Source organism: Aliiglaciecola lipolytica E3 (assembly GCF_000314975.1).
Classification (GTDB): Bacteria; Pseudomonadota; Gammaproteobacteria; order Enterobacterales; family Alteromonadaceae; genus Aliiglaciecola; species Aliiglaciecola lipolytica.
Genome location: NZ_BAEN01000002.1, coordinates 33,319 through 58,104 on the forward strand (window position 1 = coordinate 33,319; position 24,786 = coordinate 58,104).

Here is a 24,786-nt window from a genome sequence, read left to right on the forward strand (position 1 = left end):
TATTTAACCTCAAAATCGGTTATTCGTATTTAAGTAGTGAAATGTCAGCGACTTTAAGAAACAACTGACGTAACTTTAACAACAATGCGAGTCGATTGTTCTTAACTGCTTCATCTTCAGCCATCACCATAACGTTATCGAAAAACGCATCGATACTGTCGGCAAATTGAGATAAGCACAGCAATACAGCCTCATAATCAGCTTTTTCAAGCAAAGGTGTCACTTCCGCTTGTATACGCTGTATTTCGCTGGCTAGGCGCTTCTCAGGCTCTTCCGTTAACAAACTAGTGTTAATTTCAAAGTCTTCAGATACCCCATTCTTATCTAATATATTAGCAACCCGCTTATTGGCGGCTGCTAACGCTTGCGCAGAAGGTAATAACTTAAACTGTTTTACACCGTTAATTCGAGCATCAAAATCCGCCGGTGAAGTAGGGCGACGAGACAATACTGCTTGTATGACATCAACTTCAACGCCTTGTTCCTGATACCAGGTTCTAAAACGCCCTAAAATAAAATCGATGACTTGTTCTTGTGTGTCTGAATTACTAATTTTATCTTCTAGTAACGTGAATGTATCACCAACGAGTTTTGCTAAATCAACTGGAAGTTTTAACTCAACTGTAATTCGTAATATACCAATCGCAGCACGTCGAAGGGCAAACGGATCTTTGTCGCCTTTTGGCAATTGACCAATACCGAAAATACCTACTAAAGTATCTAACTTGTCGGCTAATGCTACAGCACAACTGACCAAAGACTCGGGCAATTGGTCTCCTGCAAACCTTGGCATATATTGTTCGTTTAGTGCATTGGCAACGACGTCATCTTCGCCATCATTTTTAGCGTAGTGCATACCCATGACACCCTGAACATCTGGGAATTCCATTACCATTTCTGTCATTAGGTCAGTTTTAGATAATAGTCCAGCTCGGGCAGCTTGCTTTTCGTTAGTGCCAATCTGTGCAGCTATTTTCTCGGCAAGTTTAGATATTCTTCGAGATTTATCCGCTAGCGTACCTAGTTGCTTTTGAAAAAGTACACTTTCAAGACTGTTGATTCGGCTTTCTAATGAACTCTTTTTATCGGTTTCAAAGAAGAATCGTGCATCGGCTAGTCGAGGACGAATCACTTTCTCGTTACCTTGGATAACCTGTGTAGGATCTTTACTTTCTATATTTGATACGAACAAGAAACGTGACTTAAGGTCACCGTTTTTATCTAGCATAGGGAAGTATTTCTGATCTCCCTTCATCGTATAAATTAGGGCTTCTTTAGGTACTTCTAAAAATTCATCTTCAAAGTTAGCAACAAGTACTACTGGCCATTCCACCAATGCCGTTACTTCATCTAACAAATCTTGTTCTAATTCCACAACGCCATCTTCTTTACTTGCAGCATCTTGGAGTTGTTGTTTAATTATCTCTTGTCGAGCAGTGTAATCGGCAACGACGTAATGTTTTTCCAATTGTGCTAAATAATCGTCAGCGTGCTGCAATTCAAAACTGGCTTGACCGTGAAATCTATGCCCCATAATCGTTCTGGAAGAAGATAATCCTAAAACTGAACCTTGCAATAATTGGTCGCCATAAAGTAAGCACAGAGTGTGCACAGGGCGTATAAACTGAATTCTAGAGTTACCCCAACGCATCGCTTTTGGAATAGGTAGTTTTTTTAATGCAGTTTCAACGATATCTTCCAGTAAGCTTTCCAATGATTGGCCGCTAACGCTGGCAACGTGTAACAACCATTCACCCTTGTCGGTAGCTAAACGTGTAGCTTGGTCTACGCTAATACCATTTGAACGTGCCCATCCTTCTGCTGCTTTTGTGGGATTTCCTTCAGCATCAAAAGCGGCTGACACAGCAGGTCCACGCTTTTCTACTTCTTTATCTAGTTGTTTTTCGTCTACAGCTTGTACCTTTACCGCTAGGCGTCGAGGTGATGCGTACCATTGAATATTGTCAAAGGCTAAATCAGCAGACTCTAAACCGGCTTGCATATTATCTGCAAATGCTTGAGCTAAGGTTTTGAGCGCTTTAGGTGGTAACTCTTCGGTACCAAGTTCGATTAGTAGATTTTCTTTGCGCATCTTAGTTACCTCCTTTTACTGCGACATCTTTACACATAGGAAAACCAAGTTTTTCGCGGCTTTGATAATAAGCTTCTGCTACTGCTTTTGCTAACGTCCGTACACGCAGAATATAGCGTTGTCTTTCTGTTACCGAAATTGCATGGCGAGCATCTAACATGTTAAACGCGTGAGAAGCCTTCATTACCTGTTCGTACGCAGGTAGGGGTAAGCCAGCTTCAATCATGCGCTCACTATCTTTTTCACACTGATCAAATGTAGCAAATAACGCTTTAACATCAGCATGTTCGAAGTTATAAGCTGATTGTTCTACTTCGTTTTGGTGGAAAACATCGCCGTACGTCACTTTCCCCATTGGGCCATCGGTCCAAGTTAAATCGTAGATACTATCTACGCCTTGAATATACATAGCCAAACGTTCCAGACCGTAAGTAATTTCACCTGTTACGGGTGTACATTCCAAACCGCCAACTTGTTGGAAGTAAGTGAACTGTGTAACTTCCATTCCGTTTAACCAGATTTCCCAACCAAGACCCCAAGCACCTAAGGTTGGCGACTCCCAGTTGTCTTCAACAAACCGGATATCATGCACTAAAGGATCAAAGCCGAGCTCTTTAAGTGACTCTAAATAAAGCTCTTGAATATTATCCGGTGATGGCTTTAGCATTACTTGAAATTGATAATAATGCTGTAGTCGATTTGGGTTTTCTCCATATCGACCATCGGTAGGGCGGCGACATGGTTGTACATATGCGCTACTGATTGGCTCGGGACCTAAAGAACGCAAGAATGTCATGGGATGAAAGGTACCTGCACCCACTTCCATGTCTAGTGGCTGAATTATTACACAGCCTTGTCTGGCCCAAAAATCCTGTAAAGCTAGGATGAGCCCTTGAAACGTCTTGATATCAAACTTTTGCATGTACTATCACTACACAAATTGGGTTATTAAAAAATGCCCGCCAGTATACCTTTTGTCTTACATTGAATGTAGGCTAAATCTGCTTATATTATAAGAAACCTGCAGGTTATTACTCAATTTGTTGTGATTTTGGCTGAATAAGGGAAAATAGTGGAATTAAAACGATGTGCTTGGGTTGGAAAAGATCCTATATATCAAAAATATCATGATGAAGTTTGGGGTAAGCCGGTAAAAGATTCTCAGGAGCTATTTGCTAAATTATGTTTAGACGGGCAACAAGCTGGCCTGAGTTGGATTACGATCCTTAAAAAACAACAGAATTACGAATCCGCATTTAAAGGATTTGATCCCCAAAAAATTGCGTTGTTTACAGAATCCGATGTAGAACGGTTGATGCAAGATAAAGGTATAATACGCAACAGACTAAAAATACAAGCCATTATCAAAAATGCTAAAGCGTATTTACTGATGGAACAAGAGGGTATTCAGTTTAATGATTTTATTTGGAGTTTCGTTGACCATAAAATCATTAACAATCATTGGACTTCAACGACACAGGTACCGACTTCAACACACGAATCTGATGCAATGGCAAAAGCCCTCAAAAAGAGGGGCTTTAGTTTTGTTGGAACTACGATTTGTTATGCTTTTATGCAAGCTGTTGGCTTGGTAAACGATCATACAACCGACTGCCATTGCTACGAAGCTTCGGGAAAAAATTCGAATGAATCAGCTTAACTAAAGTTAAGTGTTTTTATTAATGCCATCTCTTTTAAGATGGCACTTTCTAACATTGATTCTTTCTCTTCACGGATGCGATCCTGCTTAGCTCTTACATCGGGTGCTAAATCTTTCCTTTCTTGATGAGTGGGCAGCTCTCTAACTGCTATAAACAAGTTATACAAATTTGGATAGTCGCGTTTACAATTAGGCGGCGATTCAACTGGAACGCTATCTAATAAATTGACCAATCTAATCGCACCTTCAGATAAATTGCATTGTTGCTGTTCAACGGCCATTGCAATGGTGTGAACACTTTCCATAATTCTAACAATGCGCGCTTGTCTAGCATCTTGTTGTGCTCGTTTCTGCTTTTGAAGTTGAAACAATAATTTTCCGGCATAAAACGCCAGCGCAGCGATGATTAACACCGCAATTGTTATCAATGAAAATGCTAAAACCGACAACCTTATAGTCTCCTATTTAAATTTTTCGATATTGATAGACTCGAAAACGTCAAAAGGATCATCTTCATTAGTTTTGGCTTGGTCTTTGTTTTCTTCTTCGTTACCGATACCTAAAAGCTCACATAATTCCTTATGCCTAGCTAACTTTAAGTCAACAAATCGCTGGTCATCGCTAGTTAATACTATGTCATTATCGAGCATATCTAACAGCTCGTTTAAGCGATGATTGTTTTCAAGTTCTGCCAGTTCTTGAGCAGGTGAGAAATATTTTGGTTTATTCGGTTTTGCCTTTGTCTTGACGTCTTTTGTTTCGACGACCAATTGAATGGGCTTTTTACTGCCTATACGAGGATCGTTCTGTTTCGATTGATTGGGATTTTTTTCATTTAATTGCACAGCACTATGCCGGCTGCCTGATGGGTTACCTTTGTGCTTTTTGGGTTTAGTATTATTTGGATCTTTCGGTTTTCTCGGAGCCCAACTTTCTTTGGGTACACCTATGCGTCCGACTTTACGCGATTTTTTAACTCTAGCCATGAATGCTTGCCATTTAAAAACGATTCCTTATTTTAGCGCATTTTCAACGCTGCATATACTCAATTCAACGATGTTTAACTTTGCTTATTAAATGAGATATAGATTTGTATAGGGAGGCGAAAATATAGCGTTTTGATTTTTGTTAGAGCGGATAAGAAAAAAGGTAACAGAAACCTGTTACCTTTTAGATATAGAGTGCCGTTTGACACTTCTCCCGTTATGCGTTCATCCTAAAACGATGGTGCTATCCTTGGCTATCACTTCACTTTTTATTTTTATTAACGAAGCTTTTATATTGTTTTGGGTCTTCCTGACACTTTATAGTCAATCCATTTAATCCCAAGATGGTATTTCAATGAACAGTTTTTATTATTATTGTTAACCGTTCTAACTTCCCTGACAAACCCGAAGATTTGCGCTTCCTTTTTTTATCTGCGCAAAGAATACACCAAAAATGATATTTTACAACTTATTTACATTCAAAACCCAAAAAAGTGAACCTTCTAGTCAGAAGTGTTCATTTTTTGTTCGGTTTTGGTTGTTTTTTGTATGCCTAGTGAAGGCCACCTAAGTATTGTGAGAGGGTTTCAATATCGTCATCAGTCAATTTAGATGCTATATCTCTCATCATGCCATTCAAATCGTTAGCGCGGGTACCTGATCTAAATTTTTCTAATTGCGATTTTAAATAGGCCGCTTTCTGTGCACTAATATCAGGGAAGCCAGCCAATCCCATGCCGTTTCCTCGCGGACCATGACACGCTATACATGCTGTAATACCACGATCTAGGTCTCCACCACGATATAAATTACCGCCTTTCTCAACCACGTCTTCTGGGGTTGTTCCAGGTTTAGCATCTTGGCTAGCTAGGTAAGCTGCAAGGTCTTGCATTTCTTGTTCATTCAGCAATGCGGCCTGTGAGCTCATGACTGGATCATAGCGGCCTTCAGCACCAGCGGTTTCTCCGCCAAGCTTCAATTCTTTTAATTGTTTGACTGTATATTGCGCATGTTGGCCCGCTAAGGACGGATACATATCCAAAGCGCTATTTCCATCTGCTCCATGACAAGCGATACAACCTTTGCTCGTGATTAACTCTTTACCTGTTTCGGCATTTCCTTGTGCTAAAACTGAAGCAGAAAAACCTACGGTCAAACACACCAATAAACCCAATTTTTTCATAGTGACTCTCAAACATCTTATGCATTGGTTAATATAATAGCGGTATTTTACACATTTAATGGCGCGATAAAATCATTTCCCGAATAATTGTGGGGATATTTCAGTGTTTTACGCTAATAATTTCAGTTAAATGGTATACTGTGCCCGAAAAACCTTCCTAATCACAATATTCTAAAGAGAGTTCGAGTGAGTCATTACAGCCAGGCTAAATTTATTACTAGCGCCCCAGATATACGTCATCTTCAGCAAGACGATGGTTGCGAAGTAGCTTTCGCAGGTCGATCAAATGCTGGTAAATCGAGTGCGCTTAATCGTCTAACCCGTCAAAAGAGTTTAGCGAGAACAAGTAAAACTCCAGGTCGAACCCAATTAATTAATGTTTTTGAAATAGAAGAAGGGCGTAGGTTAATTGATTTGCCGGGCTATGGATTTGCCAAAGTACCAATGGAGATGAAATTAAAGTGGCAAAAAGCACTGGGCGAATACCTTCAAGAACGAAAAAGTCTTGGTGGGTTAGTCGTATTGATGGATATACGACATCCTTTTAAAGATTTAGATCAACAACTCATTTATTGGGCGGTTGAGCGCAACTTGCCGGTGTTGGCCTTATTGACTAAAGCTGACAAGCTTAAGTCAGGTAAACGAAAAGCCCAATTATTAATGGCTAGAGAAGCTGCTATGGCATTTTGTGGCGACGTTACCGTACATGTCTTTTCATCATTAAATGGATTAGGGCTGGATAACGTTGAGCGAGTATTGGATCAGTGGCTGGGATATACACAGGAAGATAATGATTTAATTTAATCTTGTTATTTAGCTTGATGGATAAAAAAAGCCCCTTCACATGAAGGGGCACAGGATAGAGAGAAAACACATAAAAACCGTATATTCAGAGTGCCCAATTTTGAGAAAGTTCATCCAATTCTAAAAAAATAATTATTTTTTTTATATACCATTAAACACGCACCTAAATAAAACAAACTCAATCACCCGTTAAAAATTTAAATTTCGCAACTCAACTTCATACTGACGATTAAATCGCTAATTAGAAAGCCGGCCTTTTTGTATATAAGCTGGCTTGAAATCTGGGGTGTCGTTTTACAATAGGCATAAAAAAACCCCAGCAAATTGCTGGGGTCGAAAGCAAAGGTATATCTAACTAAAGAAGTTAACCTCTGTACCCTACAGAGACCATTCTAGCTATGGATATGAAAAAATCAAATATTTTCGTAATATAATTACAGAAAATATCTAGTTTAAGTGATTTTTTGACTTCGATTAATGCGCTTCATCCCAGTTGTCACCTTCACCAGCCTCAACGATTAAAGGGACCGAGAGCGAACAAGCCCCTTCCATTAATGAAATGATTGATTTCTTGTGTTCTTCCAGTTTTTGTTCTTTTATTTCAAAAACTAATTCATCATGGACTTGCATGATCATTTGAATATCGTCGTTTTCTAAGCTTTCAATCCAATCGTCTACTTTCAGCATTGCCTTTTTAATAATGTCTGCGGCCGTGCCTTGCATCGGAGCATTAATTGCCGCTCTTTCTGCCCCCTGACGACGCATACCGTTGCTAGCGTTGATATCAGGCAGATATAAACGACGCCCAAATACGGTTGAAACGTAACCATCTTCTTTCGCTGCGACTCGCGTTTGTTCCATGTACTTCAATACACCCGGATAGCGTTCAAAATAGAGATTCATATACTTCTGTGCATCTTGCCGCGGAATATTTAGCTGACGAGCTAATCCAAAAGCAGACATGCCATAAATCAAACCAAAGTTTATGGCTTTTGCACTTCTTCTTTGTTCAGCGGATACATCCTCTAGGGCAACGCCAAATACTTCAGCTGCAGTTGCTTTATGCACATCTTTACCGGAAGAGAAGGCGTCAAGTAGACCCTTATCTTCGGATAGGTGCGCCATTATTCGTAACTCAATTTGTGAATAGTCGGCCGCCACAATCTTGTAGCCCTTTCTAGCTACAAACGCTTTTCTAACTTTGCGACCTTCTTCATTTCTGATCGGAATGTTTTGTAAATTTGGATCCGTTGACGATAATCTACCTGTGGCTGCTATGGCTTGATGATAACTTGTATGTACTCTACCTGTACGCGGATTTATCATTTTCGGTAGCTTGTCAGTGTAGGTATTTTTTAACTTGGTTAACCCTCTGTATTCCATCAGCAGTTTAGGCAAGGGATAATTCAATGCTAATTCCTGCAGCACTTCTTCAGCAGTTGAAGGAGCGCCTTTAGGGGTTTTTTTCAATACCGGAAGGTCAAGCTTATTAAATAGTATTTCTTGCAATTGCTTAGTTGATCCCAGATTGAACTCCTCACCAGCTAAATCATGTACTTCTTTTTCCAATTGCATAATTCTAGAGGCTAAGTCTTGGCTTTGTTGTAGAAGAGTTTGACTATCGATTAATACACCGCGTTGTTCCATTTTTGACAATACCGATGCCAATGGCACTTCAATCTCTTGTAAAACATCCTTGAGTGATTCATGTTCACATAATTGTGGCCAAAGTTTTTGATGCAAACGTAATGTTATATCTGCATCTTCGGCAGCGTAAGGCGAAGCTTTCTCAAGAGGAATTTGATTGAACGTAAGCTGTTTAGCGCCTTTTCCGGCAATCTCTTCGAAGCTGATAGTATTATGTTCTAAATAATATTTGGACAGGCTGTCCATATCGTGGCGAGTCACAACGCTATTTAATACGTATGATTCGAGCATGGTATCAAATGCGATTCCACGTAATGTAATACCGTAATTAGCCAACACATTCTTATCGTATTTAAGATGCTGGCCTACTTTTTTGTGTGACTCGCTTTCTAAGAGAGTTTTGAATTTGTTCAAAACGGTTGATCTATCCAACTGTTCAGGCGCATCAAGGTAATCATGGGCTAGCGGAAGGTAAGCCGCTTCGCCCGCTTCTACTGAAAACGACATTCCCACTAATTCGGCTTCCATATAATTTAAACTGGTCGTTTCAGTATCAAAAGCGAAAAGCTCAGCCTCTTCTAATTTTTTCAACCACGAATTCAAATCCTCTTCATTTAAAATAGTAGTATATGCAGTATCCTTTACCATTGGCGGCGTTTTCACATCGCTAGAATCTACTTTGGCTTGGCTCACTGCTGTTTTAGTCGGTGCGCTGAGAATGTTCCCGCCGTCATTTGCTTCGGCTAACCAACGTTTAAATTCATATTCACGGAAAAGTTCTATTAGTTCGTCATTGCTTGGTTCTGTGGGCGTTAATTCAGTTGGTCCAAACTCTAATTCAACATCAAGTTTTATGGTGGCTAATTCATATGACAAGCGTGCTTGAGTTTCAAACTCACGCATTTTGTCAGCCATCTTTTTCGCGCCTCTAAATTCGAGTGCAGCGATCTTATCTAAGTTGTTGTATATATCATTAATGCTGCCAATGCCTTGAAGTAATCCCAACGCGCTTTTATCTCCCACACCAGGTACGCCAGGAATGTTGTCAACTTTGTCACCTTTTAACGCTAAAAAGTCGATAATTAGGTTAGCCGGTATTCCGAACTTTTCCACTACACCTTCTTCATCCATGATGTGGTTATTCATGGTGTTGATCAAAGTAACGTGTTGGTTCACTAGTTGAGCCATATCTTTATCGCCCGTACTAATGAGAGTTGGTATACCTTGATCAGTCGCTTGTTGTGCTAACGTGCCGATAACATCATCAGCTTCTACACCTTCTTCTACGATAAGTGGTAAACCCATCGCTTTAATAATGGCATGTAAAGGCGCAATTTGGCTGCGAAGTTCATCTGGCATGGGAGGACGATTAGCTTTGTACTCAGGATAAATATCGTCCCGGAAGGTTTTGCCTTTTGCATCAAAAATTACCGCCATATGGGTAGGAGAGTATTGCTGCATAAGGCTTCGCAACATGTTGACCACGCCATAAATTGCACCTGTGTCTTGACCTTTTGAATTGGTAAGTGGTGGCATGCCGTGAAACGCTCTAAAAAGGTAAGAAGAGCCATCAACTAGGATAAAAGGGTTATTTGGAACCGAAGCCATGTGATTTCCATTTTAAAATTAACTGGGAAAGGCGTCAGAATGCCACATAACAAAGCCTTCATCTACCATGAAAGTTGTGGATAACTATGTAGACAAAAACCAATAGGCACGAATAAACGCATCGAAAAAATTTCTTTTCAATGTGTTCAAAGCCTTACAGGCTGTACTTTTTAGTTAGTAAGGAGAAAGAGTACCCTTTAACTTATTTTTTTTATTATCTTGTGGATAACTTTTATTCTAGTGCGTTGTTCTATTTGCGTACAACTTGATTTTAGCTACTTACATATCGCAAAAACAAAGACACGATAATATTCACTAGACTGCTCATTTTAGGTCCATTTAACTAGGCAAATCGGCTGATTTTTATCAGCTGAAAATCGAGCAGGGCGGTAATGTACCACATTCGTCTAATTAGTGAAGTGCTCAGCTTAAACTATTTTAGTATCAAAACTCTCTCGTTGAATTGTACTTTTGCATAAGTCTTTAGTTTAGGGGGCTATAGGCTAGTTTGTCGCCATCCAAAATATAAACTATTTTTAAAAATAATTAAAAAAAGTAACGTGTATGTAAGTGCTTACTTATGAATGGTGCATGGCTGTTTTATACACTGAATTTAAACGAACTAATACAGGGTTACTTCGACGATATGGAATAAACCCATATCCGATGCAAACCTAAATTAGACTTACATTTTGTTTTGTAAGCCGTTGCTTTTTTTCATAAGGGTGACAAAATCAGGAAAAACAATATATTAATTACAATAAGTGCTTTAGATTTATGTGTATGCAGATAATAATTGGTACTTTAAAAACCTAAAAAACCAAGACTTGATCTTGATAGAGATAAAATAATAATGAACTTGACTTGCCAGTGCGACCTGCGAAATTCTAATTGGAGAGTTTTGCGATGATGCAATACCGCACTATCATTCGTATTTTAGGTTTACTGGTTGCTATGTTTAGTTCAACCATGTTGTTTCCAGCCAGCGTCTCATTAATTTATGAAGACGGGAGTGGTCTCCCCTTCATTCTTGCCTTTTTCTTAATCTTATTTACGGGTCTAGCCATTTGGTATCCCAATCGGCGTCATCGAAAAGACTTACGTGCAAAAGAAGGCTTTTTGATTGTTGTGCTTTTTTGGGCTGTTTTGGCAAGTTTTGGTTCGTTGCCGTTTTTGTTGCTTGAACAGCCACAAATGTCCGTTCCAGATGCATTCTTTGAATCCTTTTCAGGGTTAACTACTACCGGTGCAACAGTTATAGAGGGCATTGAATACTTACCCAAATCGGTCCAATTTTATCGCCAGCAACTACAGTGGCTGGGAGGTATGGGGATCATTGTACTTGCGGTAGCCATTTTGCCAATATTGGGAGTAGGGGGAATGCAGCTTTATCGTGCTGAAACGCCTGGCCCTGTTAAAGATTCGAAAATGACACCAAGGATAGCCGATACGGCTAAACACTTATGGTATATATATTTGTCGTTAACAATCGCATGTACCTTGGCATACTGGGTGGCGGGAATGGATTGGTTCGATGCCATATGTCACGCCTTTTCAACTATCGCGATTGGCGGTTTTTCCACTTACGATGCGAGTATTGGTCATTTTGATAGTCCCATTATCAATCTGATTTGTGTGGTCTTTTTATGGATAGCGGCGTTGAATTTTGCACTCCATTATGCCGCAGCAAGTGGAAGATCGTTAAGAGGATACTTTTACGACCCCGAATTTAGAGCTTTTTTCTTTATCCAATTCGTTTTAATCATTGTTTGTTTTTTAGTTTTAGTTAATCACCAAATATTTGGTACTGCTGAGACGGCTTTTAATCAAGCAATATTCCAAGCTGTATCTATTAGTACTACTGCGGGCTTTGCGACGACAGATTTCGCAAATTGGCCGGTCTTTCTACCCATTCTTTTAATCTTTGCCAGTTTCATTGGTGGTTGCGCGGGATCTACCGGGGGAGGATTAAAGGTCATCCGTGTCTTTCTCCTTTACTTGCAGGGTAAACGAGAAGTTGAACGTTTGATTCATCCTAAAGCCGTCTATTCGGTGAAATTAGGTGACCGACTTATGCCTGAACGCGTGGTTGAGGCTGTTTGGGGGTTCTTCTCTGCTTATGCGATGATTTTTGTGGTGATTATGATTGGTTTGATAGCAACAGGAATGGACAACCTTACGGCCTTTTCAGCCACGGCTGCCACATTAAATAATCTGGGTCCAGGATTGGGAACGGTAGCAGGCACTTTTGCGGATGTATCTGATGGTGGAAAGTGGTTGTTAATTATTGCTATGTTGTTTGGACGTCTTGAGGTGTTTTCTTTACTTGTATTGTTTTCACCCACTTTCTGGCGCAGTTAATATTAAAAATTAACTACGCCATGTTAGATAAGTTGAAAATTGATTATCAAAAAAGTTATTTAATTAAATCTTGTAGACCTTGAGTTAACAATTCTTTGGTTTGTTTGCCTTCTTCGGTATCTAAATACGCCTTAGCTTGCTCTATATACGCCATAATCATCTCAGGCTTTAGCCCTAACGCTTCAAATTGCTTTTTGACATCGTTGATGGCTTTTACTGATTCACTATATTCAGCCGCTTTATCTAACAATGAACCCAATCCATCGGTACTTTTCAAATTACTCACATCTGGAGCTTCATTAATTAGTTCATTAATACCCGGCATCGCCTCAGATAGCTGATTAAATTTATCGGCTGTTAAGTTGCCTTTAACATAGTTGAATAGTGAGCCTAATCCACCTTCGGCTTGTGAAGAGTCAACGTTTAAGTTCTCGATAATGCTGCCAACCATATCTGCAGTATTAGGGGTCTCATCTTCAGCTTCCTGACTGAACCCAAGCATGCTTTTCAGAGAGTCGAACCAGCCCTCGGCGTGAGATTGAGCTGAAAACGTTAGGGTTGCAACGGTAAGTAAGATAGTAATGTTTTTCATTTAAAAGTCTCTGTAAGGGAAGGTGAGAAAAGAATTCTCAGTAGATTTAATCAATCAAATTAACACAAAACAATAATGTGCGGTATGCCACTATTGTTTAATTACCCAAAGAAAAATGCACTGGGTTGGAACAGCTTTTCGACATCAGAAATGAATTTTTTATCCACTAAAAATAAAATAACGTGATCATTAGCTTCTATTTGCGTGGTGCTGTGGGCAATAATGACTTCATCCGCTCTTACAACCGCTCCAATGGTGGTACCTGGAGGCAGTTTGATGTCACTGATCTTCTTACCGATAACTTTCGAAGTGTTTTCGTCTCCATGGGCAATGGCTTCGATGGCTTCAGCAGCCCCTCTTCGTAACGAATAGACGTTGACAATATCACCGCGTCGAATGTGGGTGAGTAGTGCTGAAATGGTTGCTTGTTGCGGGGAGAAAGCAATATCAATTTCGCCACCTTGCACTAAATCAACGTAAGCACTGCGTTGGATCAGTACCATTGCTTTTTGTGCACCAAGACGTTTGGCCAACATGGCTGACATAATATTCGCTTCATCATCATTGGTTACGGCAATAAACGCATCGACTTGTTGCACATTTTCTTCTGTTAACAGCTCATGGTCAGACGCGTCACCACAAAATACGATGGTTTTATCTAAGTGTGCGGATAAATATTTTGCGCGCTCTTGGGAGTACTCAATTAACTTCACGTTATGGTTGTGTTCAAGACGTTTTGCTAACCCAGCACCTATTAAACCACCACCGGCTATCATGATTCGTTTGTAACTAGATTCGAGTTTTTGTAGTTCGCTCATAACTGCACGAATGTGTTTTGTCGCGGCAATAAAAAACACTTCATCATCAGCCTCAATCACGGTGGAGGCGAGTGGTCTTATTGGCCTACCACGGCGATAGATAGCAGCCACTCGAGTATCAACGTTAGGCATATGCTCGCGAAGCGTGGACAGCGCATGCCCTACCAATAATCCGCCATAATAGGCTTTAACAGCTACTAAGCTGGCTTTACCGTCGGCGAATTCGACTACTTGCAATGCTCCTGGATAATCGATTAAGCGTTTAATCGCTTTGGTCACTAGCTGCTCTGGTGCAATTAGATGATCGACCGGAATGTCTTGATGATGAAAGAGTTTATCTTGATGAATTATATATTGTTCAGAACGAACGCGGGCTATTTTAGTCGGCGTATTAAATAACGAATGGGCTACCTGGCAAGCCATCATATTGCTTTCATCGCTATTCGTGACCGCAATTAACATATCTGCGTCTTCAGCGCCTGCCTTCGCCAATACATCGGGATGTGAGCCGACCCCGTGGACTACTTGTAAATCGAGTCGATCTTGTAAAGAGCGCAGGGTTTCTTGATCCGAGTCGATCACGGTGATTTCATTTTTTTCACCCACCAAGTTTTCGGCTAATGTTCCACCGACCTGACCTGCACCTAATATAATTATTTTCATGTTGAGTTAATTTCGAAACAATTTACTTTGTATTTTAAGACTTTAGCAGTCTCGCATAATAGAAACCATCCATTTGTTTTTCTCCGGGTAGTATTTGTCTACCGGGATTCGCATTTTCCGTCTCATTGCATACCGGAATTAACGAAGCATCTGGATTATTCTGAAGAAACGCGTTTATTTGCAAATAGTTTTCTTCAGGTAAAATGGAACAAGTAGCATATAACAAAGTACCACCGGGTTTTAAAATTCGCCACATTGTATCGAGAATTTGTCTTTGCAATGTCACAAGCGTATCAATATCCGCATTTTTACGCAGCCATTTGATATCGGGATGACGACGAATCACCCCGGTAGCTGAGCAGGGTGCATCTAGCAAAATACGATCAAATAAAACACCATCCCACCAGCTTTCGGTTTGAGTTGCATCGGCGGCTACTAAGTCCGCTTTTAAATTCAGACGGCTTAGATTTTCGCGCACTCTATCTAAGCGGGAATCGTCAATATCTAATGCGATACATTTACTTAGATTAGGTTGACGTTCCAAAATGTGACAGGTTTTACCGCCAGGTGCTGCACAACAATCTAAAACAAGATCTCCTTCTTGTGCATTTAAATAGGCTGCTGCCAGTTGCGCTGCACCATCTTGTACGGCAAACATGCCTTGTTGGTATCCCGGTAACTGGGTGATGTCTTGGCTTTTTTGTAGTATTAGACCGTCACTGTGTTCGCTACTTAGTTCACAAGCCACTCCTTGCTCGTCAAGTAACGCTAGGTACTTATCTTTATCTATCACCTGACGATTTACCCGCAACCATATTGGTGGGCGCTGTTGCATTTCTTCACATAATGCTTCTAATTGATCAGGATACGCCGCTTGGAGACGTTTAAATAACCATTTAGGTAATCCTGACCGGACCTGAGGTTCTTTGATGTCTTGTTTATCCAGTTCTTGGCGAATAAAGTTGCGCAATAACGCATTGACCAGGCCCTTAAGGGGCTCAACTTTAAGTTGACGTGTTGCTGCTACCGTTTCAGACACGGCGGCGTGGGTAGATACGCGAGTAAAAGCTAGCTGGTAAAATCCGAGCATAATCAGGTGTTCAGCTACTTTATATTTGTTTTTCAGAGGTTTATCTAAAAGTATCCGCAGCCAACTTTGCAATACTGGTAGGTGACGTAAAACCCCGTACACCATTTCTTGTAGCCAGGCTTTGTCTTTATCAGAATAATTCTCTTGTATTTTGGGGAGGCATTCACGGGCTGACTGGCCATTTTCTAAAATCTGAAATAGCACCTTTGCCGCATCTGGTCTGAGAAATTTACTCGATTTCCGAGGAGAAGTGCTAATCGAAGAATCATTCACGATAATTTTTGACCTACAACAAACCACTCTTGCCTAGCGTTTAATATATCCGCTACCGTCATCGGTTTTTTTCCTGGAATTTGTAATTTGGTGAGCAACAGGTTGTCTTCGCTTGTGGTTATCTCGATGCCATTTTTGGTGGCAGAGACAATTGTCCCTGGAGCTTTGGATTCATTTGCTTTAACTACTTTGGCTTCCCAAAGCTTTATCGCGATGGATTGTTCTGAGCTTTCGGGTGTAATTTCAAAATAGGTGACTGGCCACGGGTTAAAAGCGCGGGTATTTCTTTCTAGCTGCTGCGCAGAGACATTCCAATCAATACAGGCTTCTTGTTTACTCAGCTTTTGTGCATAGTTCGCCAGTTCGTTATTTTGAACTTCTGGTTCAACTTGCTCTATTTTATCTAGACATTCGAGCAATGCAGTGGGGCCAATTTTTGCGAGTTTTTCATACAAGGTGGCGCTAGTATCTGTTGCTTCGATAGGAATAAATTGTTTGTGCAACATAGCTCCTGTATCCAAGCCTTTGTCCATCTGCATAATCGTTACGCCGGTGTGACTATCTCCTGCCCAAATCGCGCGTTGAATTGGGGCGGCTCCACGCCAACGAGGAAGCAAAGAACCATGCACATTTAAGCAGCCCAGTCTGGGAGTATCCAATACAACTTGCGGTAAAATTAAGCCGTATGCAACTACAATCATGATATCAGGCTTTAAATCCGCCAGAGTTTGTTGTGCTTCTTGAGATTTTAACGATTCGGGCTGTAAAACATGCAAATTATGCTCTATTGCCAATTGCTTTACTGCACTGGCTTGAAGCTTTTTTCCTCGTCCAGCTGGCCGATCCGGCTGGCTATAGACTGCAATGATATTATGATCAGAATCGATGAGGGCTTGTAAGTGTTGTGCTGCGAAATCGGGCGTACCGGCGAACACAATATTAAGATTTTTGCTCAATGCTACTTTCCTGTCATCAGGAGGCGCGAGCGGCTAATCGCGCTTCTTTTTCTAATTTACTGCGAATCCGTTTTCTTTTTAGGGGAGAAAGGTAATCGACAAACAGTTTGCCTTTAAGGTGATCAAGTTCATGTTGAATGCATATGGCTAACAAACCGTCTGCTTCAAGTGTGTATTCATTGCCTTCAACATCGAGAGCTTTAACGATAATATGCTCAGCGCGCTCTACTTTTGCGTAACTATTCGGGACAGACAGACAACCTTCTTCGCTGATGGTTTGCCCATCCATTTCGATGATTTCAGGATTAATAAATACTCTCGGTGTATTTTGATCTTCTGAAATATCCATCACCACAACACGCTTATGCACATTTACTTGGGTCGCGGCAAGCCCGATACCGTTTTCTTCGCGCATAGTATCGAACATATCGTCTACTAACTTTTTAATTTCACCGTCAACATTGTCTACAGGCTTTGCTACTGTTCTCAATCGTTCGTCAGGGAATTTTAATACTTTTAAAATGGCCATCTTGTTCTTCAGCTACACTATACTTTGGTGACTTTTAGTACATTTTATAAAAAACTGTACCTAGGGTCAGTATTAATTACTATACGGTTCAATAAAATACGCTATTGAATCATTAAAGGCGCTATTCTAGCCTAAATAGAATTAAAGTTCGATCAAGCAATATATGTTTAGGTCGATACTACAAACACAATATGCTGCGTTATGAGGTTGGTATGGGCAAACGATTGAGTAAACTTCTGGTAATTCTAATGTTTTTGCCATTAGCGACTATTGCAGATGTAATCAATATAAAACAAACAGCTCCGCAAGTTTATGTTGTCAAAAAAGGCGATACGCTTTGGGACATTTCAAGCATGTACTTAAGCAAGCCCTGGTTATGGCCTGAGTTGTGGCGTAACAATGTGCATATTAATAATCCTCATCTAATTTATCCTGGTGATGAATTACGCTTGCGATATAACGAACAGGGTGAACCTGTTTTAGATATTGTGAGAGACACACAAAAACCGCAAATCAAACTTTCTCCACAAGGTAGAAAAGAACTTAAAACAGTACAACCAATTGATACTTTGCCGTGGACTATTATTCAGCCCTATATTGAAAGCAGCAGGATAATGGATGAAGAGGAGTATGAACTCTTACCATACTTATTAGGTAACCAAGATGGTAACGCATCATTTGCTTCTGGAGATTTAGTGCTAAGCAAAGCAGACCAAGATACCCCTGAACTTTACAATATAGTGAGAAAGCAAAACGAATTGCGTGATCAATACGATAATTTACTGGGTTTTCAGATTCGTCATGTTGCTGATGCCACGCCATTAGAAAGTGACGTGGAAGGCCAACATCTAGTTAAAGTGGAAGATGCAAATTTTGAAGCAAGGCGTGGCGACAAGTTATTGCCTAGTGAAGAATGGCAAACTGGCAGCATGAAGCTAAAAGCTGCTACTCGCCAAAAAGGTCAGATTATTAGCAGTTTAGAACAGCATCAGTTGCTTGGAAAATATGATGTGGTAATTCTTGATTTGGGCAGTCGAAAGGTTAAGCCTGGTACGGTATTAGGAATTTATGTGCAAGGGCCAAATATCCAAGACAGTATTGACCCTAAATATACAGGTGAGAATAACTTTGTCGAAAACTTGTTTGATGGTAGCGATGAGCTTCGGCAGCCCGCTATTAAAGTAGGTGAAGTAGTTGTTTTTAAGGTATTCAAAAAAGCCAGTTATGGTTTGATTACGCGCTCAACTAAAACGATTCGTGAAGGAGCATTGGTAGCTAAACCATAACATGAAATTGTACAAAAATAAGGACAGACTATGGCACAGGATGTGCGCAACTCTGAACAAAATGACGCTATCGACAATACGGCCTGCCATTCCCAAGACGAATTGCGGCAGTGGTTTATTCTAGATCAAATTCCAGACTTCGGAATAGGCAGATTAAATAAGCTTCAAACACACTTCAATATTTCTCCGAGCAACCTTTTAAACTGTAACTCATCAGAGTTGAAAGATTTGGGTTTTAATGCCGCTCAGGTCAACGCAATTGTTAAACCCGATATGCGACAAATCGAAAAAGAGTTTGCATGGCTTGATGCCGATCAAAAGCATTTTGCTGTCTATCCGGGTCATCCAGATTTTCCAGAATTGTTGTCCGAAATCGCAAGACCTCCGTTATTACTTTTTGGTTGGGGAAATAAAGACTTACTAAAATCTACACAGATTGCCGTAGTAGGTAGTCGCAATCCAAGTCAATATGGTAAAAATTGCGGGTTTGAACTAGCACAACAACTGGCTCAACAAGGGGTTAGTATTACCAGTGGATTAGCTATGGGAGTTGATGCTAATGCGCATCAGGGCGCTTTGAGTGCTGGTGGTAGGACAATAGCTGTGTTGGGCAGTGGCTTAAATAATCTTTATCCCAAACGAAATATTCCATTGGCACACCAAATCATTCAAAACCAAGGATTAATTTTGTCTGAGTTCAGAGCTCATACAAAACCTTTAGCGCATAATTTTCCACGTCGAAATCGTATAGTCAGTGGCTTGTCTCTCGGCGTGCTAGTCATTGAAGCTGCAATTCGCAGTGGTTCACTCATTACAGCTAAATATGCGCTAGAGCAAAATCGAGAAGTATTTGCGATTCCCGGGAATATAAATAACCCACTCAATGAAGGTGCTCATTTATTGATCAAACAAGGAGCGAAACTCGTATCAAATTTAGAAGATATATTAGAAGAATTTCAGAACGTTAATTCTTGTGTTCTAAAGGATTCTTCTAAAAAGTGCGAAAAAAGTGTCATTCAATGCTTGGCAACCGACAAATTGTTAGATAGTGTAGACCATGACGTTACTGCGTTAGACGTCGTTATACAACGTAGCAAAATGCCGATTGAAGTCGTGTTGGCGCAATTATTAGAATATGAGTTGCGTGGTTTAGTAGCTCCAGTTTCTGGGGGTTACATCAAATTGAGGGGCAAATAATATGTTCGATATCCTCATGTATCTGTTTGAAAATTTCATTCATAGTGAAACTGAAATTCGCGTTGATCAAGATGAGCTAACAGATGAGCTCGTGCGCGCGGGGTTCCATCATGATGAAATCTATAAAGCGTTATCGTGGTTAGAGAAGTTGGCAGCTCTGCAAGAAACGGATATTAATCCGTATTTTGTAAAATCTGGCGGTGCTCTAGTAAACCGCATTTATACTCAAGAAGAAGAAATGCGCTTGGATGTGCAGTGTCGTGGATTTTTGATGTTTCTTGAGCAAATAAATGTACTGGATTCAGCAACCAGAGAAATGGTTGTGGATAGAGTGATGGAGATAGATTCTAAAGAGTTCTGTCTTGAAGACCTAAAATGGGTCGTGCTCATGGTTCTCTTTAACGTTCCCGGAAAAGAAAACGCTTACGCCCAAATGGAAGATTTACTATTTGACGAGCCCGAAGGCCCGTTGCATTAAATTTCAGGTAATTAAAACAGTGGCGATAGGCCACTACCAAACTACACAAAAGGCATGATCGACAATGTCTAAAATCGATCACTCTCTTTTTGACGCAAATGAACATGCACTGGATGGGGAATTTGGTGCATGTCCAGATTGTGGCGCTAAACTCCTAATAAAGCGCAGTAAAAATGGCGCGTTCTTAGGTTGTAGCCGTTACCCACAGTGCGAATTCGCAAAACCACTTCACGACAATACCACCGTTGAATTGAAACAAATTGATGGCTCCCAATGTCCAGATTGCGGATTGGCATTATCCATTAAAAAAGGCCGATTTGGTCTCTTCATTGGCTGTACCGGATATCCTGATTGTCATCATATTGAAGCGATTAAACAACAGAAGGATATCCATGTTGCATGTCCATCCTGTCACGCAGGAAAGTTGCTTAAACGAACAAATAAATACGGTAAAAGCTTTTACGCATGCGATGGTTATCCAAAATGTAAATATGTGTTAAATGCTCCACCAGTTGAAAAAACCTGCCCCAAATGTCAATGGTCAGTTTTAATTGAAAAGAAAAATGATCATGGAAGTTACTACCAGTGTCCACAAAAAAACTGTGGAGAAAAGGTGTCAGCTCAGGAAAATTAAACCCAAACCAATTACGCCGCTTTTCACAATATCGCTTTTGCATTACACTCCTCGTTTAAATTTTTAGTATGTTTAGTCGAATGGACATTAGCCAAAATCCACAACTTTTTAAGCAACAATTTTTAGACGGGGAAGTTTTTGCGTATCCCACCGAAGCAGTTTATGGATTGGGATGCGACCCAACCAATGAGGCAGCTGTGATGAAATTGTTAGCGCTCAAAAATCGAAGTCTTGAAAAAGGTTTGATAGTGATAGCGAATAGTAAGAAACAGTTAACTAAGTTCGTTGACTTTTCGCGAGTTGAGCCTGAAATACTTAAACAAGTTGATGATTCATGGCCAGGTCCTAATACTTGGCTATTGCCTAAAAAGCAGGGTACTCCTGATTTTATAACCGGTGGCTCCGAGCTAATAGCTGTGCGAGTTAGCAGCCATCCACTTGTTGTAGACATATGCAGACTATTAGATAGTGCCGTTATTTCGACGAGTGCAAATAAAAGCGGCGAAGAGCCTGCCAAAAATTGCCAACAAGTATTTTCACAATTTGGAGAGTCTTTATTGTGTTTACATGGCTCGGTTGGTACGCAGAAAAATCCCAGTCAAATTCGTAATGGCTTAACCGGCGAAACAGTAAGAGCAAGTTAAATATGACCATAAATAATGGGCCTGATATCGAGTCCGTCAAAAACTTTTTACTGAAATTACAAGATGAAATTTGTCATACATTGGAACTAATGGATGGTAAAAAGCAGTTCAAGCAAGATAACTGGCAAAGAGAAGAAGGCGGAGGCGGGCGCACCAGAGTTTTGACTAATGGTCATGTTATTGAGCAGGGTGGAGTCAATTTTTCTCATGTATTTGGAACGCAACTACCGGCTTCTGCTACCGCTGCTAGGCCAGAATTAATTGGCAGAAGTTTTCAAGCGATGGGCGTATCACTAGTTATCCATCCTAAAAATCCCTATGTACCTACATCGCATGCAAATGTGAGATTCTTTTTAGCTGAAAAGGAAGGCGAAGATCCGGTCTGGTGGTTCGGAGGTGGATTTGATTTAACGCCTTTTTATCCGTTTATGGAAGATGTACAGCATTGGCACACAGTCGCAAAACAAGCATGTTTACCTTTTGGCGAAGATAAATATGAAAAATATAAAACTTGGTGCGACGATTATTTCTATTTGAAACATAGAAATGAAACTCGAGGTGTTGGCGGTCTATTTTTTGATGATTTGAATGAGCTTGGATTTGAGCGATCATTTGAATTTATGCAAGCGGTGGGTAACGGATATTTAGATGCCTATGTACCTATTGTGGAAAGACGTAAAGACCAAGCTTTTTCGGAACGTGAAAGACAGTTTCAACTATATCGACGAGGTAGGTACGTTGAGTTTAATTTAGTGTACGACAGAGGCACTTTATTTGGTTTGCAAACAGGTGGACGAACAGAGTCTATTTTGATGTCGATGCCTCCGCTCGCTCGTTGGGAATATAATTTCCAGGCTAAGTCGAATACACCTGAGGCTAGACTTACTGAAGAGTTTTTAAAACCAAGAGATTGGTTAGGTGAATTGGAAAAAGGGAAGTAACTCATTTTGCAAATAGATAAATATGCAGTTTTTGGCGATCCAATCGAGCAAAGTCGTTCTCCATTGATCCACCAAACTTTCGCTAAACAACGTAATGAACGTATTGATTATCAAAAGATTTTAGGACAAAAAGGAAACTTTTCTGCCAGTTTAGATGATTTTTTCGCCGATCCTAATGCTAAAGGTTGCAATATTACTAGCCCATTTAAGCAAGATGCTTTGCAGTGGGTAACTGAATTATCTCCAGCTGCGGTCGATGCTGGAGCAATTAATACGATTATTCGCCTTGATGAAAACCGTTTCAGAGGTGAAACTACAGATGGTGCAGGACTAGTGCTTGATCTAAAACATCAAGATTTCTGTATTTCCAATTCTCGTATTCTTTTAATCGGTGCTGGTGGCGCAGCAAGAGGAGTAATTCTTCCTCTTCTTGAGCAAGGTGCTAAGCAGATTACAATTGTTAATCGAACGAAAGCCAAGGCGGAGGACCTTGCCAATTGGTTTGATAATAGTAATGTACTTGCTACGGACTTTTTGCAAATGGCAAGTGAGTCGTCACAACCTTATGATTTAATTGTCAATTGCACGTCTGCGAGTTTAAGCGGGCAGTTACCAGATTTATCTGATGACGTTTTATCAAAAGCAAGTATGGTTTATGACATGGTGTACTTATCAGCTCCAACGGCTTTTTTAGAGCACGCCTCACGTTTAGGTGTGGTTAATACAAGTGATGGGTTAGGGATGTTAGTTGGACAGGCAGCACATAGTTTCAATTTTTGGCGAGGTTACATGCCAGACATCGAGCCTGTTATGCAACAAATAAGAAGTATGTTGTGAATCAAGCCATTCAAATATTAGATGGATTCGATTATGACTCACAACATCAGGCTTTAAAGGTTGTTGCAATTAATAGTGGTGCATTGATAAATTGTTGGATTATTGATGTGTTGCAAGATGAAGCAGCGGAATTCTACCAGCTTCATCAGTTTGAAATAGAAGAGCAATTAACCTCACTCATCAGCCAAGAAAAATGGAATGCACGAGGCGAGATAGTTTTAACTAAAGTTGATTTAACCTTTTAACTCTAAAAACTATCATCGTATAGACTGCGCAAGTTATAATCCTTCCGCTATATATTCATTCTTAGTAACTAAGTAATTTTCCGCAGAAATCTTTAAGAATGAAATTTCATCTTCCGTTAGCTTGCGCGCCTGCTTAGCTGGGCTGCCGACATATAAATAACCACTTTTTAAGGTTTTGTTAGGTGGTACCAAACATCCAGCACCGACAAAGACGTCATCTTCTACTACTGCACCGTCCATTATAATTGCGCCCATACCTACTAGAATGCGATCGCCTAAAGTACAACCATGAAGCATACATTTATGGCCTACAGTGACATCATCTCCAATAATTAACGGGTAGCCATCAGAATTGCTTACGCTGCTGCGTGTTACGTGGAGTACCGTTGCGTCTTGTATATTGGTTCGATGGCCAATACGAATACTGTTCACATCTCCTCTAGCTGCAACTAATGGCCATATACTTACATCATCTCCACAAATGATATCGCCTACCAAGATGCTTGAACTATCAACATAACAACTTTCTCCAAATTGGGGATGTATTCCCTTAAAAGGTGAAACTGATTTTTTCATTTCGGTATTTGCCTGTTTGAATTTATTGTTAAAGAATTTCTAATATTAGCATTTTAAAAGCGTAAATTGTTCTAACTAACTTTCTCTAAATCTCCTTATTTCAGATAACTTTTAGTCTGATTGTGTCAAATAAGCAGCAATTCGTTTTAAAAATAATCAAACGGAAGCAATTTTGAAATTATTTTAAATATTGGCTTGATCTTCAAAACAGGGTCTGTAGAATGCGCGCCTCGCTTCGGGACAATCACTAAAGAATGTCTCTTGCTCATCTCCTTTATTGAAGATGCAAAGCTAGCTGAAAGGCAAGTGTGAAGCGGGATGGCAACAAATTGGTAGTTTGAAATAATTTACAAAAAACCAAACAAAAATGTTGACATCAAAACCGGAGAGTGTAGAATGCGCCTCCCGCTTGAGAGAGACCTAACGGACTCCTTCGGCAGACAAGATTCCAGGTAGCGTCACATGACAGCGACCTGATGTAGAAAACCTTCGGGAACTTCTACATCAAACGTTCTTTAACAATTTGCAACAAGACAATCTGTGTGGGCACTCATTATAAGAGTGCTTACCAAAAAAAGTTCATATTTCGAAAATTTAATTGAAGAGTTTGATCATGGCTCAGATTGAACGCTGGCGGCAGGCCTAACACATGCAAGTCGAACGGTAGCAGGAAGTGCTTGCACTTC

General features: G+C 40.3%; 23 protein-coding genes and 1 rRNA gene. 12 read left to right on the forward strand and 12 right to left on the reverse strand.

Annotation, left to right across the window (positions count from 1 at the left end; genetic code table 11):
- Window positions 1–19 precede the first annotated feature (19 nt).
- Both glyS and glyQ read right to left on the reverse strand, forming a co-directional pair.
- Window positions 20–2,092 carry a glycine--tRNA ligase subunit beta gene (gene glyS / locus GLIP_RS00170; RefSeq protein WP_008842510.1) on the reverse strand — a complete coding sequence of 691 codons (2,073 nt, stop codon included), beginning with the start codon at window positions 2,090–2,092 and terminating at the stop codon, window positions 20–22.
- Between the two features lies 1 nt (window position 2,093).
- A complete protein-coding gene (gene glyQ, locus GLIP_RS00175; protein WP_008842511.1) occupies window positions 2,094–3,014 on the reverse strand; it encodes a glycine--tRNA ligase subunit alpha in 921 nt (306 codons plus the stop codon).
- Window positions 3,015–3,164: 150 nt separating this feature from the next.
- Here glyQ and GLIP_RS00180 point away from each other — a divergent pair, with 150 nt between their 5' ends.
- Window positions 3,165–3,752 (forward strand): DNA-3-methyladenine glycosylase I, encoded by a 588-nt coding sequence (locus GLIP_RS00180; RefSeq protein ID WP_008842512.1) that lies wholly within the window; start codon window positions 3,165–3,167, stop codon window positions 3,750–3,752.
- Here GLIP_RS00180 and GLIP_RS00185 read toward each other — a convergent pair.
- From GLIP_RS00185 to GLIP_RS00195, 3 genes are all read right to left on the reverse strand, one after another.
- A complete protein-coding gene (locus GLIP_RS00185) occupies window positions 3,749–4,201 on the reverse strand; it encodes a DUF2489 domain-containing protein (RefSeq protein WP_008842513.1) in 453 nt (150 codons plus the stop codon). The genes GLIP_RS00180 and GLIP_RS00185 overlap by 4 nt on opposite strands.
- Window positions 4,202–4,213: 12 nt before the next feature.
- Window positions 4,214–4,738: a Der GTPase-activating protein YihI gene (gene yihI / locus GLIP_RS00190; RefSeq protein ID WP_008842514.1), complete on the reverse strand. Its 525-nt coding sequence runs from the start codon at window positions 4,736–4,738 to the stop codon at window positions 4,214–4,216.
- 553 nt (window positions 4,739–5,291) lie between these two features.
- Window positions 5,292–5,921 carry a c-type cytochrome gene (locus GLIP_RS00195; RefSeq protein ID WP_008842516.1) on the reverse strand — a complete coding sequence of 210 codons (630 nt, stop codon included), beginning with the start codon at window positions 5,919–5,921 and terminating at the stop codon, window positions 5,292–5,294.
- Window positions 5,922–6,107: 186 nt separating this feature from the next.
- Here GLIP_RS00195 and yihA point away from each other — a divergent pair, with 186 nt between their 5' ends.
- Complete coding sequence (gene yihA / locus GLIP_RS00200) at window positions 6,108–6,725, forward strand: ribosome biogenesis GTP-binding protein YihA/YsxC (protein ID WP_008842517.1); 618 nt, start codon at window positions 6,108–6,110, stop codon at window positions 6,723–6,725.
- A gap of 474 nt (window positions 6,726–7,199) precedes the next feature.
- On the opposite strand, the gene polA is transcribed toward yihA, so the two are convergent.
- Window positions 7,200–9,980, reverse strand: a complete 2,781-nt coding sequence (polA, locus tag GLIP_RS00205) for a DNA polymerase I (protein ID WP_008842518.1) — start codon at window positions 9,978–9,980, stop codon at window positions 7,200–7,202.
- Window positions 9,981–10,889: 909 nt separating this feature from the next.
- Between polA and GLIP_RS00210 the strand changes: the two genes are divergently transcribed.
- Complete coding sequence (locus tag GLIP_RS00210; RefSeq protein ID WP_040521482.1) at window positions 10,890–12,341, forward strand: TrkH family potassium uptake protein; 1,452 nt, start codon at window positions 10,890–10,892, stop codon at window positions 12,339–12,341.
- Window positions 12,342–12,396: 55 nt separating this feature from the next.
- On the opposite strand, the gene GLIP_RS00215 is transcribed toward GLIP_RS00210, so the two are convergent.
- The 5 genes from GLIP_RS00215 to def all read right to left on the reverse strand — a co-directional run bounded on the left by GLIP_RS00215 (window position 12,397) and on the right by def (window position 17,262).
- Entirely contained in the window at window positions 12,397–12,933 is a 537-nt protein-coding gene (locus GLIP_RS00215; protein ID WP_008842520.1) for a DUF2780 domain-containing protein, read from the reverse strand.
- A gap of 101 nt (window positions 12,934–13,034) precedes the next feature.
- The gene (gene trkA, locus GLIP_RS00220; RefSeq protein ID WP_008842521.1) at window positions 13,035–14,414 is read right to left on the reverse strand and encodes a Trk system potassium transporter TrkA; all 1,380 of its coding nucleotides are present in this window, start codon (window positions 14,412–14,414) and stop codon (window positions 13,035–13,037) included.
- A 34-nt stretch (window positions 14,415–14,448) separates the two neighbouring features.
- Window positions 14,449–15,762 carry a 16S rRNA (cytosine(967)-C(5))-methyltransferase RsmB gene (rsmB, locus tag GLIP_RS00225; RefSeq protein WP_040521484.1) on the reverse strand — a complete coding sequence of 438 codons (1,314 nt, stop codon included), beginning with the start codon at window positions 15,760–15,762 and terminating at the stop codon, window positions 14,449–14,451.
- Between the two features lie 11 nt (window positions 15,763–15,773).
- Window positions 15,774–16,733, reverse strand: a complete 960-nt coding sequence (gene fmt / locus GLIP_RS00230) for a methionyl-tRNA formyltransferase (protein ID WP_008842523.1) — start codon at window positions 16,731–16,733, stop codon at window positions 15,774–15,776.
- Between the two features lie 16 nt (window positions 16,734–16,749).
- Window positions 16,750–17,262, reverse strand: a complete 513-nt coding sequence (def, locus tag GLIP_RS00235) for a peptide deformylase (protein WP_008842524.1) — start codon at window positions 17,260–17,262, stop codon at window positions 16,750–16,752.
- A gap of 248 nt (window positions 17,263–17,510) precedes the next feature.
- Here def and GLIP_RS00240 point away from each other — a divergent pair, with 248 nt between their 5' ends.
- The 8 genes from GLIP_RS00240 to GLIP_RS00275 all read left to right on the forward strand — a co-directional run bounded on the left by GLIP_RS00240 (window position 17,511) and on the right by GLIP_RS00275 (window position 23,524).
- Window positions 17,511–18,548, forward strand: a complete 1,038-nt coding sequence (locus GLIP_RS00240; protein ID WP_226992154.1) for a LysM peptidoglycan-binding domain-containing protein — start codon at window positions 17,511–17,513, stop codon at window positions 18,546–18,548.
- Between the two features lie 30 nt (window positions 18,549–18,578).
- Entirely contained in the window at window positions 18,579–19,745 is a 1,167-nt protein-coding gene (gene dprA, locus GLIP_RS00245) for a DNA-processing protein DprA (RefSeq protein ID WP_008842526.1), read from the forward strand.
- Between the two features lies 1 nt (window position 19,746).
- Window positions 19,747–20,223 (forward strand): DUF494 family protein, encoded by a 477-nt coding sequence (locus GLIP_RS00250; protein ID WP_008842527.1) that lies wholly within the window; start codon window positions 19,747–19,749, stop codon window positions 20,221–20,223.
- A gap of 64 nt (window positions 20,224–20,287) precedes the next feature.
- The gene (locus GLIP_RS00255; RefSeq protein WP_008842528.1) at window positions 20,288–20,857 is read left to right on the forward strand and encodes a DNA topoisomerase family protein; all 570 of its coding nucleotides are present in this window, start codon (window positions 20,288–20,290) and stop codon (window positions 20,855–20,857) included.
- Between the two features lie 80 nt (window positions 20,858–20,937).
- Window positions 20,938–21,501, forward strand: coding sequence for a Sua5/YciO/YrdC/YwlC family protein (locus GLIP_RS00260; protein ID WP_040521477.1), 564 nt, complete (start codon window positions 20,938–20,940; stop codon window positions 21,499–21,501).
- Window positions 21,502–21,503: 2 nt separating this feature from the next.
- A complete protein-coding gene (gene hemF, locus GLIP_RS00265; RefSeq protein WP_008842530.1) occupies window positions 21,504–22,442 on the forward strand; it encodes an oxygen-dependent coproporphyrinogen oxidase in 939 nt (312 codons plus the stop codon).
- Between the two features lie 6 nt (window positions 22,443–22,448).
- Window positions 22,449–23,279, forward strand: coding sequence for a shikimate dehydrogenase (gene aroE / locus GLIP_RS00270; RefSeq protein ID WP_008842531.1), 831 nt, complete (start codon window positions 22,449–22,451; stop codon window positions 23,277–23,279).
- Window positions 23,276–23,524: a DUF1488 family protein gene (locus GLIP_RS00275; protein WP_008842532.1), complete on the forward strand. Its 249-nt coding sequence runs from the start codon at window positions 23,276–23,278 to the stop codon at window positions 23,522–23,524. The genes aroE and GLIP_RS00275 overlap by 4 nt, the downstream gene beginning before the upstream one ends.
- Before the next feature lie 33 nt (window positions 23,525–23,557).
- Here the strand turns inward: GLIP_RS00275 and GLIP_RS00280 are convergent, their stop codons facing one another.
- Complete coding sequence (locus tag GLIP_RS00280) at window positions 23,558–24,100, reverse strand: gamma carbonic anhydrase family protein (protein ID WP_008842533.1); 543 nt, start codon at window positions 24,098–24,100, stop codon at window positions 23,558–23,560.
- 595 nt (window positions 24,101–24,695) lie between these two features.
- Here GLIP_RS00280 and GLIP_RS00285 point away from each other — a divergent pair.
- Window positions 24,696–24,786, forward strand: a 16S ribosomal RNA gene (locus tag GLIP_RS00285); the annotation flags it as partial.